The sequence below is a fragment of the Bacillus sp. FAU18 genome (assembly GCF_056033885.1).
The window spans coordinates 1,004,534-1,016,885 of record NZ_JBVYHZ010000003.1; the positions used below are offsets into that span (position 1 = coordinate 1,004,534).

At 42.8% G+C, this 12,352-nt stretch carries 13 protein-coding genes; all 13 read left to right on the forward strand.

What is annotated here, in order from left to right:
- Nucleotides 1–212 precede the first annotated feature (212 nt).
- The 13 genes from rimP (at nt 213) to AC0OMU_RS05575 (ending at nt 12,282) form a co-directional block, all read left to right on the forward strand.
- On the forward strand, nt 213–683 hold the full coding sequence (gene rimP, locus AC0OMU_RS05515) for a ribosome maturation factor RimP (protein ID WP_003231915.1): 471 nt from the start codon (nt 213–215) through the stop codon (nt 681–683).
- 34 nt (nt 684–717) lie between these two features.
- Complete coding sequence (gene nusA / locus AC0OMU_RS05520) at nt 718–1,833, forward strand: transcription termination factor NusA (protein ID WP_003231912.1); 1,116 nt, start codon at nt 718–720, stop codon at nt 1,831–1,833.
- A 13-nt stretch (nt 1,834–1,846) separates the two neighbouring features.
- Nucleotides 1,847–2,122 (forward strand): glucose-induced regulator RulR, encoded by a 276-nt coding sequence (gene rulR, locus AC0OMU_RS05525; RefSeq protein ID WP_327844410.1) that lies wholly within the window; start codon nt 1,847–1,849, stop codon nt 2,120–2,122.
- A 1-nt stretch (nt 2,123) separates the two neighbouring features.
- The gene (locus AC0OMU_RS05530) at nt 2,124–2,426 is read left to right on the forward strand and encodes a YlxQ family RNA-binding protein (protein ID WP_003220946.1); all 303 of its coding nucleotides are present in this window, start codon (nt 2,124–2,126) and stop codon (nt 2,424–2,426) included.
- Nucleotides 2,427–2,445: 19 nt separating this feature from the next.
- Entirely contained in the window at nt 2,446–4,596 is a 2,151-nt protein-coding gene (infB, locus tag AC0OMU_RS05535; protein ID WP_014479801.1) for a translation initiation factor IF-2, read from the forward strand.
- Nucleotides 4,593–4,871: a DUF503 domain-containing protein gene (locus AC0OMU_RS05540; protein ID WP_003231905.1), complete on the forward strand. Its 279-nt coding sequence runs from the start codon at nt 4,593–4,595 to the stop codon at nt 4,869–4,871. Before infB ends, AC0OMU_RS05540 begins: the two co-directional genes overlap by 4 nt.
- Nucleotides 4,872–4,887: 16 nt before the next feature.
- Nucleotides 4,888–5,241, forward strand: a complete 354-nt coding sequence (gene rbfA, locus AC0OMU_RS05545; RefSeq protein ID WP_009967251.1) for a 30S ribosome-binding factor RbfA — start codon at nt 4,888–4,890, stop codon at nt 5,239–5,241.
- 81 nt (nt 5,242–5,322) lie between these two features.
- Nucleotides 5,323–6,252 (forward strand): tRNA pseudouridine(55) synthase TruB, encoded by a 930-nt coding sequence (gene truB / locus AC0OMU_RS05550; protein WP_327844411.1) that lies wholly within the window; start codon nt 5,323–5,325, stop codon nt 6,250–6,252.
- Nucleotides 6,253–6,270: 18 nt separating this feature from the next.
- On the forward strand, nt 6,271–7,221 hold the full coding sequence (gene ribF, locus AC0OMU_RS05555; protein WP_160243908.1) for a bifunctional riboflavin kinase/FAD synthetase: 951 nt from the start codon (nt 6,271–6,273) through the stop codon (nt 7,219–7,221).
- 156 nt (nt 7,222–7,377) lie between these two features.
- Nucleotides 7,378–7,647 carry a 30S ribosomal protein S15 gene (gene rpsO / locus AC0OMU_RS05560; protein ID WP_003220957.1) on the forward strand — a complete coding sequence of 90 codons (270 nt, stop codon included), beginning with the start codon at nt 7,378–7,380 and terminating at the stop codon, nt 7,645–7,647.
- 172 nt (nt 7,648–7,819) lie between these two features.
- Nucleotides 7,820–9,937 (forward strand): polyribonucleotide nucleotidyltransferase, encoded by a 2,118-nt coding sequence (gene pnp / locus AC0OMU_RS05565; protein WP_003231897.1) that lies wholly within the window; start codon nt 7,820–7,822, stop codon nt 9,935–9,937.
- Nucleotides 9,938–10,053: 116 nt separating this feature from the next.
- On the forward strand, nt 10,054–11,013 hold the full coding sequence (locus AC0OMU_RS05570; protein WP_015383683.1) for a polysaccharide deacetylase family protein: 960 nt from the start codon (nt 10,054–10,056) through the stop codon (nt 11,011–11,013).
- Nucleotides 11,014–11,052: 39 nt separating this feature from the next.
- Entirely contained in the window at nt 11,053–12,282 is a 1,230-nt protein-coding gene (locus AC0OMU_RS05575; RefSeq protein ID WP_003245717.1) for a M16 family metallopeptidase, read from the forward strand.
- The last annotated feature ends 70 nt before the right edge of the window (nt 12,283–12,352 follow it).

Below are 12,352 nucleotides of genomic sequence, written 5' to 3' on the forward strand. Positions count from 1 at the left end.
TTTGCAATAAAAATATGGTTATGGTATAGTTTTATTGGAAATGCTAACGATTACCGAGGCAAAGAGTGGGGAAACCCGCTCTTTTGTATTGAACAGGAGAATTTTGTCTCGACATGTTCATCGTTTACTTTTTAGCCCCTGCTCTTTTGAAGCAGGGTTTTTATGCAGAGTGACGAGACGAATATGAGATCGACAGCACAAGGAGGAAGAACATGAGCAAAAAAGTGACTGACACCGTTCAAGAAATGGCTCAGCCAATCGTAGACAGCCTTCAGCTGGAACTCGTTGACATTGAATTTGTCAAAGAGGGCCAAAGCTGGTTCCTTCGCGTGTTTATTGATTCCGATGACGGTGTGGATATTGAGGAATGTGCCAAAGTAAGCGAAGCTTTAAGCGAAAAGCTTGATGAGGCAGACCCAATCAGCCAAAATTACTTTCTTGAAGTCTCATCTCCAGGAGCTGAGCGTCCGCTAAAGAAAAAAGCCGATTTCGAAAAATCACTAGGAAAAAACGTATACATTAAGACGTATGAGCCTATTGACGGCGTAAAAGTGTTTGAAGGTGAACTGGCTGAATTTGATGGACAAACAGTGACAGTTGAGATCACGATCAAAACAAGAAAGAAACGGATCAATATTCCGTATGAAAAGATAGCTAATGCAAGATTAGCTGTTACATTCTAATGAATACAAATGTTTTAAGGGGGGAGACCGTTAAATGAGCAGTGAATTATTAGATGCTCTCACGATTCTTGAAAAAGAAAAAGGCATCAGTAAAGAAATTATCATCGAAGCAATCGAAGCTGCGTTAATTTCTGCTTATAAGCGGAATTTTAATCAAGCGCAAAATGTACGGGTGGATCTAAACCGTGAAACTGGCTCCATCCGTGTATTTGCAAGAAAAGATGTCGTTGACGAAGTATACGACCAGAGATTAGAGATCTCAATTGAAGAGGCACAGGGCATCCATCCGGAATATATGGTCGGCGATGTCGTCGAAATCGAAGTTACACCTAAGGATTTCGGGCGCATAGCTGCTCAAACAGCGAAGCAGGTCGTCACACAGCGTGTGCGCGAAGCTGAGCGCGGTGTGATTTATTCTGAATTTATCGACCGTGAAGAAGACATCATGACAGGGATCGTCCAGCGTCTGGACAATAAATTTATCTACGTGTCTTTAGGCAAAATAGAAGCCTTGCTGCCGGTTAATGAGCAAATGCCGAATGAAAGCTACAAGCCCCATGACCGCATTAAGGTATATATCACAAAAGTAGAAAAAACAACGAAGGGCCCGCAGATTTATGTGTCAAGAACACATCCAGGCCTGTTAAAGCGTTTGTTTGAAATTGAAGTGCCTGAAATTTATGATGGAACTGTCGAGCTAAAATCTGTTGCCAGAGAAGCCGGCGACCGTTCAAAAATTTCTGTTCGCACAGATGATCCTGACGTGGATCCTGTCGGTTCATGCGTAGGGCCTAAAGGCCAGCGTGTGCAAGCAATCGTCAATGAATTAAAAGGTGAAAAAATTGACATTGTCAACTGGTCCAGTGATCCTGTAGAATTTGTCGCGAATGCGCTCAGCCCTTCCAAAGTGCTTGATGTCATTGTTAATGAAGAAGAAAAAGCGACAACTGTTATTGTTCCTGATTACCAGCTATCTCTGGCAATTGGCAAAAGAGGACAAAACGCACGCTTAGCTGCTAAACTGACAGGCTGGAAGATTGATATTAAGAGCGAAACGGACGCAAGAGAACTTGGAATCTATCCGAGAGAACTTGAAGAAGATGATGAGCCGCTCTTTACGGAGCCTGAAACTGCTGAATCGGATGAATAAGAGGTGACTTTAGGTGAATAAACACAAAAAGATCCCATTACGCAAATGTGTAGTGACTGGTGAAATGAAGCCTAAAAAGGAACTGATCCGAGTTGTACGGTCAAAAGAAGGCGAAATCTCAGTAGACCCGACCGGAAAAAAGAACGGGCGGGGTGCTTATTTAACGCTGGATAAAGATTGCATCTTAGCAGCAAAAAAGAAAAACACTTTGCAAAATCAATTTCAATCACAAATCGATGACCAGATTTTCGATGAATTGCTGGAACTGGCGGAAAAGGTGAAAAAATAAAATGTCTGGAATGGAATGGTTTCCCTTGCTGGGTCTGGCCAATCGAGCTCGTAAGGTCGTGTCAGGCGAAGACTTGGTAATAAAAGAAATCAGGAATGCGCGTGCAAAGCTTGTCCTGCTTACAGAGGATGCATCATCTAACACAGCAAAAAAAGTAACTGACAAGTGCAATTATTATAAAGTCCCTTATAAAAAAGTCGAGAGTCGCGCGGTTCTTGGACGCTCTATCGGTAAAGAAGCCCGTGTCGTTGTCGCCGTCACTGACCAAGGTTTTGCGAATAAGCTGATCAGCTTGCTCGATTAATATTTTTGGGGGTGAACGAATGGCTAAAATGAGAGTATACGAATATGCAAAAGCGTTAAATGTTTCAAGTAAGGAAATTTTGACCGCACTGAAGAACATGGATTTAGAAGTGAATAATCACATGGCCATGCTTGAAGAAAAGGCCATTAAAAAGCTTGATGCCAAATATAAAAAAGGCGGCGCAGCTGCTAAATCTCAAAAGCCAGCAGAAACGAACAAAAACAAACAGCCACAAGGGGTTAATCAGCAATCAGCTGGAAATCAACCAAATAAAATTCGAGACGGAAAGAAGAATGACGTGCAGAATAATCAATTTAACAAAAACAAGAAGAATAACAACAACAAAAAAAATAAACGCAACAACAACAACAATAAAAACCAACATCAGCAAAAGCCTGTAAAACCGAAAAAAGAGCTTCCTGAGAAAATTACATTCTCTGGCACTTTAACAGTTGGCGCACTTGCTGAAGAGCTTGGCAAAGAGCCTTCAGAAATCATTAAAAAGCTGATGCTTCTTGGCGTAATGGCAACCATTAACCAAGAGCTTGATAAAGACACAATCGAACTCATTGCATCAGAATATGGTGTTGAAACAGAAGAGGTCATTGTGCTTGAAGAAACAGAGCTGGAAAAATACGAAGAGCCTGATAATGAAGAGGATCTTGAAATTCGTCCTCCTGTCGTGACAATCATGGGCCACGTTGACCATGGGAAAACAACGCTTCTTGACAGCATCCGTAAAACAAAGGTTGTTGAAGGAGAAGCAGGCGGAATCACTCAGCATATCGGCGCTTATCAAATTGAAGAGAACGGCAAGAAAATCACGTTTTTGGATACACCGGGCCACGCCGCATTTACAACAATGCGTGCACGCGGTGCAGAAGTAACTGATATTACGATTCTTGTCGTAGCTGCCGATGACGGTGTCATGCCGCAAACAGTTGAAGCGATTAACCATGCAAAAGCAGCAGAGGTTCCAATCATCGTAGCTGTGAATAAAATAGATAAAGAATCCGCAAACCCTGACCGTGTGATGCAAGAACTGACGGAATACGGACTTGTCCCTGAAGCTTGGGGCGGAGAAACCATTTTTGTGCCGCTTTCTGCTTTAACTGGAAAAGGCATTGATGAGCTCGTTGAAATGATTTTGCTTGTCAGTGAGGTAGAGGAACTGAAAGCGAATCCGAACCGTCAGGCAAAAGGAACGGTTATTGAAGCTGAACTCGATAAAGGCAGAGGGTCAGTTGCGACGTTGCTCGTACAGACTGGAACACTGCATGTCGGTGATCCGATCGTAGTCGGCAATACATTTGGCCGTGTCCGTGCAATGGTCAACGACATTGGCCGCCGTGTGAAAACTGCCGGCCCGTCAACTCCGGTTGAAATTACCGGTTTGAATGATGTCCCTCAAGCGGGAGACCAATTCCTTGTCTTTAAGGATGAAAAAACAGCTCGTTCTGTCGGTGAAGCCCGTGCTTCGAAACAGCTTGAAGAGCAGCGCAGCGATAAAGCGAAGCTCAGTCTTGATGATTTATTCGAGCAAATTAAGCAAGGTGATGTAAAAGACATCAACCTCATCGTAAAAGCTGACGTTCAAGGATCTGCTGAAGCTTTAACGGCTGCGCTTCAAAAAATTGAAGTAGAAGGCGTTAAAGTGAAAATCATCCATACAGGCGTTGGTGCGATTACTGAATCTGACATTATCTTGGCATCTGCTTCCAATGCAATTGTTATCGGGTTTAATGTGAGACCGGACGGAAATGCTAAGAGTACGGCTGAAGCTGAAAATGTAGATATTCGACTTCACCGTATCATTTACAAAGTAATCGACGAGATTGAAGCTGCCATGAAAGGTATGCTTGATCCTGAATATGAAGAAAAAGTAATTGGTCAAGTAGAAGTACGCCAAACATTCAAAGTATCTAAAATCGGTACAATTGCCGGCGGATATGTTACTGAAGGAACCATTACGCGCGACAGCGGCCTCCGTTTAATTCGTGACGGCGTCGTCATCTTTGAAGGCGAAGTAGATGTTCTGAAACGCTTTAAAGACGATGTGAAAGAAGTTTCACAAGGCTATGAATGTGGTATTACAATTAAGAAATACAATGACATTCGTGAAGGTGACATCCTTGAAGCGTTTGTCATGCAAGAAATTGAAAGAACGTGATCGGATTTGCGGAGTGTGAATGCATCATTTATGATGCAGGATCGCTAAAAGAAAAGCGTGCCGTTCTGAAGCGGGTTTTAACCAGGGTTCAAAACAAGTTCAATGTTTCGATTTCGGAGATTGGCTATCAGGACACCTGGCAGAGAACCAGCTTCGGAATCGCCGCTGTTTCTTCCTCTCGCGTTCAAACAGAAAAAGAACTGCAGCGCGTCCTAGCGTTTATCGATTCTTTTCCTGAAATTGAACGGACGATCACTAGGACAGAGTGGTTTTAACTTAGAGGTGATTGAATTGAGTATGAGAGCAAACCGTGTCGGCGAGCAAATGAAAAAAGAACTCGGTGATATTATCAGCCGCAAGCTGAAAGACCCGAGAATTGGTTTTCTGACAGTAACGGATGTACGTGTATCAGGTGATTTGCAAATTGCAAAGGTGTATATCTCGGTTCTCGGTGACGAGAAAAAACGGGAAGAAGCGCTGAAAGGGCTGGCAAAAGCGAAAGGATTTATCCGATCCGAAATCGGCAGCCGCATCAGACTTCGAAAAACGCCTGAAATTGAATTTGAGTTCGATGAATCAATCGATTACGGGAATCGGATCGAAACACTGATTCACGAATTACATTCAGAGAAACCATCTGAATAAAAAAAGAGAGGATAGGCGTATATCGTCTGTCCTCTTTCTTCGTTTAAAAGAAAAAAGCTCAAAAGAAGGAGTGAAAGGCAAATGGTTAACGGAGTTCTCCTTTTACATAAACCTGTTGGCATGACATCGCACGACTGTGTCATGAAGATCCGAAAGCTGTTAAAAACAAAAAAAGTAGGACATACAGGAACGCTCGATCCGGAAGTGTCAGGCGTGCTTCCGATTTGTGTAGGAAGAGCGACAAAAATAGTCGAATACTTAACTGAAAAATCTAAAACGTATGATGCAGAAATAACGCTTGGCTTTTCAACCACAACAGAGGATCAAACCGGAGAAACGGTGGAAACAAAGCCTGTCAATCACGACATTGATAAAGCGGATGTAGAAAAGGTTTTAAGCAGTTTAAAGGGGAAACAAGAACAAATTCCGCCCATGTATTCCGCTGTAAAAGTAAACGGCAAAAAATTATACGAATACGCAAGAGCAGGGATTGAAGTAGAACGTCCAAAACGTATGATAACCATTGAAGACATTGCCCTGACGACAGAGATTAAACATCATGGAGAAACCGCAAGCTTCCGGTTTACAGTGACTTGCTCCAAAGGGACCTATGTAAGGACGCTGGCGGTCATGATCGGAGAAAAGCTCGGATATCCGGCTCATATGTCTCATTTAATCCGTACGGCATCCGGAGATTTTTCTCTCGACGAATGCTTTACTTTTGATGAACTCGAAGCACAGGCCCAATCCGGAACCGTGGAAGAGCATACAGTTCCTATTGAACGTGCGCTCAATCATTTGCCGAAATGGATCATAAGTGATACATTAGCTAAGAAAGTAGAAAATGGGGCTTTGCTTGAGACGCCCGAGCAGTTTTCTGAAATGACAAGTGAAGACCGTATTGCCGTCTTTACTGAATCCGGAACCTGCTTGGCGATCTATTTCCCTCATCCTGCAAAAAAAGGGCTGTTAAAGCCCGCAAAAGTATTGATGCAAAAAAGCGAACAATAGAAAAAAGGTGACCGTTCTGTGAAGACGATACATATGACACATCCTCATCATTTAATAAAAGAGGAGCAGGCAAAATCAGTGATGGCGTTAGGATATTTTGACGGCGTTCATCTCGGGCATCAAAAGGTAATCGGCACAGCGAAGCAAATAGCCGAAGAAAAAGGTCTGACATTGGCTGTGATGACCTTTCATCCCCATCCTTCTCACGTGTTGGGCAGAGATAAGGAACCTAAGGATCTGATTACGCCTCTTGAAGACAAAATAAATCAAATTGAACAATTAGGTACAGAAGTTCTGTATGTCGTTAAATTTAATGAAGTGTTTGCTTCTCTTTCTCCTAAGCAGTTTATAGACCAGTATATTATCGGTCTTAATGTGCGGCACGCAGTGGCAGGCTTTGACTTTACGTACGGCAAATACGGCAAGGGAACAATGGAGACCATGCCAGATGATTTAGACGGAAAAGCTGGGTGCACAATGGTAGAAAAATTGACGGAGCAAGATAAAAAAATCAGTTCTTCGTATATCCGTACCGCGCTTCAAAACGGAGATGTTGAATTGGCGAATGTCTTGCTTGGACAGCCTTATTTTATTAAAGGAATTGTCATTCATGGTGATAAAAGAGGACGGACCATCGGGTTTCCGACAGCAAATGTCGGTTTGAATAACAGCTATATCGTTCCGCCCACAGGTGTATATGCCGTAAAAGCGGAAGTGAACGGCGAAGTTTACAATGGCGTTTGCAATATCGGCTATAAGCCGACGTTTTATGAAAAGCGCCCTGAGCAGCCTTCCATCGAGGTCAATCTGTTTGATTTCGATCAGGAGGTATATGGAGCCGCTATAAAAATCGAATGGTATAAACGGATTCGGAGCGAGCGGAAATTCAATGGCATCAAAGAATTAACTGAGCAAATTGAGAAAGATAAGCAGGAAGCCATCCGTTATTTCAGCAATTTGCGGAAATAACTTGCAACGCACACAAATTTTATTCTAAAATATTTGCATATAGGCGCGATTTTTAGTATGATAGTTTTCGTAGTCTTAAAACCATTGCTTGGCAATCCGAAGTCACCGACGGTTGCTAGGTAACTGGGGCTAAATATGATTTGGAGGTGAAACAGGATGGCAATTACTCAAGAGCGTAAAAACCAACTCATCAATGAGTTCAAAACACACGAATCTGATACTGGATCTCCAGAAGTTCAGATCGCTATCCTAACTGACTCAATTAACAACTTGAACGAGCATTTACGTACTCACAAGAAAGACCACCACTCACGTCGCGGTCTTCTTAAAATGGTAGGTAAGCGTCGTAATCTTCTTACGTATCTGCGTAATAAAGACGTAACTCGTTACCGTGAGTTAATTAACAAACTAGGCTTACGTCGATAATCGTAAAAAGCGGGAGGATTCCCGCTTTTTTATCGTATTAAAGCGAAATTTTTTATAACAAATCATTGAAATCCTTTTACATACTACTTTGACATTGATATGTTCAATTCATTTCGTTCATAATAGGAGTAATTGATTATTTCACACAACGAAGAGAGGAGTTCGTAATTGTATGGGACAAGAAAAACATGTCTTTACCATAGATTGGGCCGGAAGAACGCTAACTGTTGAAACCGGCCAGCTTGCCAAACAGGCAAATGGTGCTGTGATGATCCGCTACGGTGATACAGCAGTACTTAGTACAGCAACCGCTTCAAAAGAACCTAAACCGCTTGATTTCTTCCCTCTTACTGTAAACTATGAAGAAAGATTATATGCGGTAGGGAAAATTCCGGGCGGATTTATTAAAAGAGAAGGACGTCCAAGTGAAAAAGCGGTTCTTGCCAGCCGTTTAATTGACCGTCCGATCCGTCCTTTGTTTGCCGATGGATTCCGTAATGAAGTTCAAGTCATCAGCATTGTCATGAGTGTTGACCAAAACTGCTCTTCAGAAATGGCTGCCATGTTCGGTTCATCTCTTGCACTTTCTGTATCGGATATTCCGTTTGAAGGACCGATTGCAGGGGTTACTGTCGGACGCATTGATGATCAATTTATCATTAACCCGACAGTCGATCAGCTTGAAAAAAGCGACATCAATCTTGTCGTTGCCGGCACGAAAGATGCGATTAACATGGTAGAAGCGGGAGCGGACGAAGTTCCTGAGGAAATCATGCTTGAAGCCATTATGTTTGGCCATGAAGAGATTAAACGCCTGATTGCATTCCAAGAAGAAATTGTTGCAGCAGTCGGCAAAGAGAAATCTGAAATTAAGCTCTTTGAAATTGATGAAGAGCTTAATGAAAAAGTAAAAGCTTTGGCAGAAGAGGATCTGCTGAAAGCCATCCAAGTTCATGAAAAGCATGCCCGTGAAGATGCCATTAACGAAGTGAAGAACGCAGTTGTGGCAAAATTCGAGGATGAAGAACATGATGAAGACACAATCAAGCAAGTGAAGCAGATTTTATCCAAGCTGGTGAAAAATGAAGTTCGCCGTTTGATTACTGAAGAGAAAGTAAGACCGGACGGCCGCGGTGTCGATCAAATCCGCCCGCTCTCTTCAGAGGTTGGCCTCTTGCCAAGAACGCACGGTTCAGGCCTATTTACAAGGGGACAAACTCAGGCCCTCAGCGTATGTACGCTAGGTGCTCTGGGAGATGTGCAAATCCTTGACGGCTTAGGTGTCGAAGAGTCGAAACGTTTTATGCATCATTACAACTTCCCGCAATTCAGCGTTGGGGAAACAGGACCGATGCGAGGACCGGGACGTCGTGAAATCGGACACGGAGCACTGGGTGAGCGTGCGCTTGAGCCAGTTATTCCGTCTGAAAAAGACTTCCCTTATACTGTCCGTCTTGTTTCAGAAGTGCTTGAATCAAACGGTTCTACATCTCAAGCAAGCATTTGCGCAAGCACACTTGCAATGATGGATGCCGGTGTACCGATTAAAGCGCCAGTTGCTGGTATTGCGATGGGTCTTGTCAAATCAGGCGAACATTACACTGTCTTGACTGACATCCAAGGCATGGAAGACGCGCTCGGGGATATGGACTTTAAAGTAGCGGGAACTGAAAAAGGCGTAACGGCCCTGCAAATGGACATTAAAATTGAAGGCCTTTCCAGAGAGATTCTTGAAGAAGCGCTTCAGCAGGCGAAAAAGGGCAGAATGGAAATCCTCAACAGCATGCTTGCAACATTAAGCGAATCAAGAAAAGAGCTTTCTCGATATGCGCCTAAGATCTTAACAATGACCATTAATCCTGATAAAATCCGCGATGTCATCGGACCAAGCGGAAAACAAATCAATAAGATCATCGAAGAAACCGGTGTTAAAATTGATATTGAGCAGGACGGCACAATCTTTATTTCCTCTACAGATGAAAGCGGCAACCAAAAAGCGAAAAAAATCATCGAAGACCTTGTTAGAGAGGTTGAAGTCGGCCAACTTTACCTAGGTAAAGTGAAACGGATTGAAAAATTCGGGGCTTTCGTTGAAATTTTCAGCGGAAAAGACGGTTTGGTGCACATTTCAGAGCTTGCGCTTGAACGCGTAGGGAAAGTTGAAGATGTTGTAAAAATCGGAGACGAGATTCTAGTCAAAGTCACTGAAATCGATAAACAAGGACGAGTGAATTTGTCCCGCAAAGCGGTGCTCCGTGAAGAGAAAGAAAAAGAAGAACAACAATCTTAAATGAAAACATAAAAGGAGCCTGGGAGACCCGGCTTCTTTATTTTGAAGCTTTTCAAAAGCAGGCGGGTTCTACCTTGTCCTTCTCCTTCATAATGTGAGGTGAGGGGGGACAGAACATGTACAAAAAATTTGTACCGTTTGCCGTTTTTTTATTTCTTTTTTTTGTCTCATTTGAGATGATGGAAAATCCGCATGCACTTGATTATATAGGGGCAATGAAAAAAGATACGGTGACTGTCACGGCGTCAAAAGATCCGTTATATGAAGAATTGCTTCAAAAAGCGCCGGAGTATGAAGTTAAGCCCCAGAATGCAAGAATTGATAAAGTGTGGAAAAGCATTCCAGGCTATAATGGATTAAAGGTCAATATTGAACAATCATATAAAAAAATGAAACAGCATGGTGAGTTTCGGGAAAAAGATTTGGTGTACAGTCAAGTAAAACCAAGTGTTCATCTTGAGTCACTTCAGCCTGAGCCTATTTATAAAGGAAATCCTGACAAACCGATGGTGGCTTTTTTAATCAATGTGGCATGGGGAAATGAGTATTTGGAAAAAATGCTTCCTATTCTGCAAAAGCACCAGGTTAAAGCTACGTTCTTTTTAGAAGGCAATTGGGTGAGAAACAATGTACAGCTCGCTAAGAAGATTGCAAAAGACGGACATGAAATCGGAAATCATTCATACAATCATCCGGATATGAGCAAACTGACTACAGGAAGAATTTCCGAGCAGCTCGACAAGACTAATGAACAAATAGAACAAACGATCGGTGTTAAGCCAAAGTGGTTCGCTCCGCCGAGCGGAAGTTTCAGAAAAGCGGTTATCGACATTGCAGCTGAGAAACAGATGGGAACAGTCATGTGGACAGTTGATACAATCGATTGGCAAAAGCCGGCTCCGTCTGTACTTCAGACGAGAGTGTTAAGCAAGATACATAATGGTGCCATGATTTTAATGCATCCGACTGACCCTACGGCGGAAAGTCTTGAAGCGCTGATTACACAGATAAAAGACAAAGGATATGCGCTTGGAACAGTCACTGAACTAATGGATGAAACAAGACTATTGAAGTAACAGATGAAGGCAGCTTGTCTTTGAATAGGAGGAACAAATTTGATTAAACGATATACGTGTCAAAATGGTGTAAGAATTGTGCTGGAAAATAATCCGACAGTCCGTTCTGTTGCGATCGGCGTATGGATCGGCACAGGTTCGAGACATGAAACGCCGGAGATAAACGGAATTTCTCACTTTTTAGAGCACATGTTCTTTAAAGGGACGAGCACAAAATCTGCACGCGAGATAGCAGAATCTTTTGATCGTATTGGCGGACAGGTCAATGCGTTTACTTCAAAGGAATATACCTGCTACTATGCAAAGGTGCTTGACGAGCATGCGAATTACGCGCTGGACGTATTAGCAGATATGTTCTTTCATTCAACGTTTGATGAAAACGAGCTGAAAAAAGAGAAAAATGTAGTATATGAAGAAATTAAAATGTACGAAGATGCGCCGGACGACATTGTACATGATTTATTGAGCAAAGCCACTTACGGCAATCATTCTTTAGGCTACCCAATTCTAGGCACGGAAGAAACGCTCGCTTCCTTTAACGGTGACTCTCTCAGACAATACATGCATGATTATTATACGCCGGACCGAGTGGTGATTTCGGTAGCGGGCAATATATCTGACAGTTTTATCAAAGATGTAGAAAAATGGTTCGGGTCATACGAGGCGAAAGGCAAAGCGACAGGCCTTGAGAAGCCTGAGTTCCACACGGAAAAACTGACGAGAAAAAAAGAAACAGAGCAGGCTCATTTGTGCCTTGGATTTAAAGGCTTAGAGGTTGGCCATGAACGTATTTATGATTTAATCGTCCTCAACAATGTGCTCGGAGGCAGCATGAGCAGCCGGCTGTTCCAAGATGTGCGTGAAGATAAAGGACTTGCTTATTCTGTTTACAGCTATCACAGCTCATATGAGGACAGCGGAATGCTCACTATTTACGGCGGAACGGGTGCAAATCAGCTTCAGCAGCTGTCGGAAACAATTCAAGAAACCCTTGCCACATTAAAACGTGACGGCATTACCTCGAAAGAACTGGAAAACAGCAAAGAGCAAATGAAGGGAAGCTTAATGCTGAGCTTAGAAAGCACAAACAGCAAAATGAGCCGAAACGGAAAAAATGAACTGCTGCTCGGCAAACATAAAACATTAGATGAAATCATCAATGAATTAAACGCCGTGAACTTAGAGCGTGTTAACGGCCTTGCCAGACAATTGTTTACCGAAGACTATGCATTAGCACTTATCAGCCCTTCCGGCAATATGCCGTCTTAAAAAGGAAAGCCTGCCCCATAATGGAGCAGGCATTTTTTAATCCCTTTCATCATACATAGTACAAGGGGGT

Coding starts and splice junctions, on each gene's coding strand:
- rimP (WP_003231915.1), top strand. CDS start 213: ATGAGCAAAAAAGTGACTGACACCGTTCAAGAAATGGCTCAGCCAATC.
- nusA (WP_003231912.1), top strand. CDS start 718: ATGAGCAGTGAATTATTAGATGCTCTCACGATTCTTGAAAAAGAAAAA.
- AC0OMU_RS05530 (WP_003220946.1), top strand. CDS start 2,124: ATGTCTGGAATGGAATGGTTTCCCTTGCTGGGTCTGGCCAATCGAGCT.
- infB (WP_014479801.1), top strand. CDS start 2,446: ATGGCTAAAATGAGAGTATACGAATATGCAAAAGCGTTAAATGTTTCA.
- truB (WP_327844411.1), top strand. CDS start 5,323: ATGGTTAACGGAGTTCTCCTTTTACATAAACCTGTTGGCATGACATCG.
- rpsO (WP_003220957.1), top strand. CDS start 7,378: ATGGCAATTACTCAAGAGCGTAAAAACCAACTCATCAATGAGTTCAAA.
- pnp (WP_003231897.1), top strand. CDS start 7,820: ATGGGACAAGAAAAACATGTCTTTACCATAGATTGGGCCGGAAGAACG.
- AC0OMU_RS05570 (WP_015383683.1), top strand. CDS start 10,054: ATGTACAAAAAATTTGTACCGTTTGCCGTTTTTTTATTTCTTTTTTTT.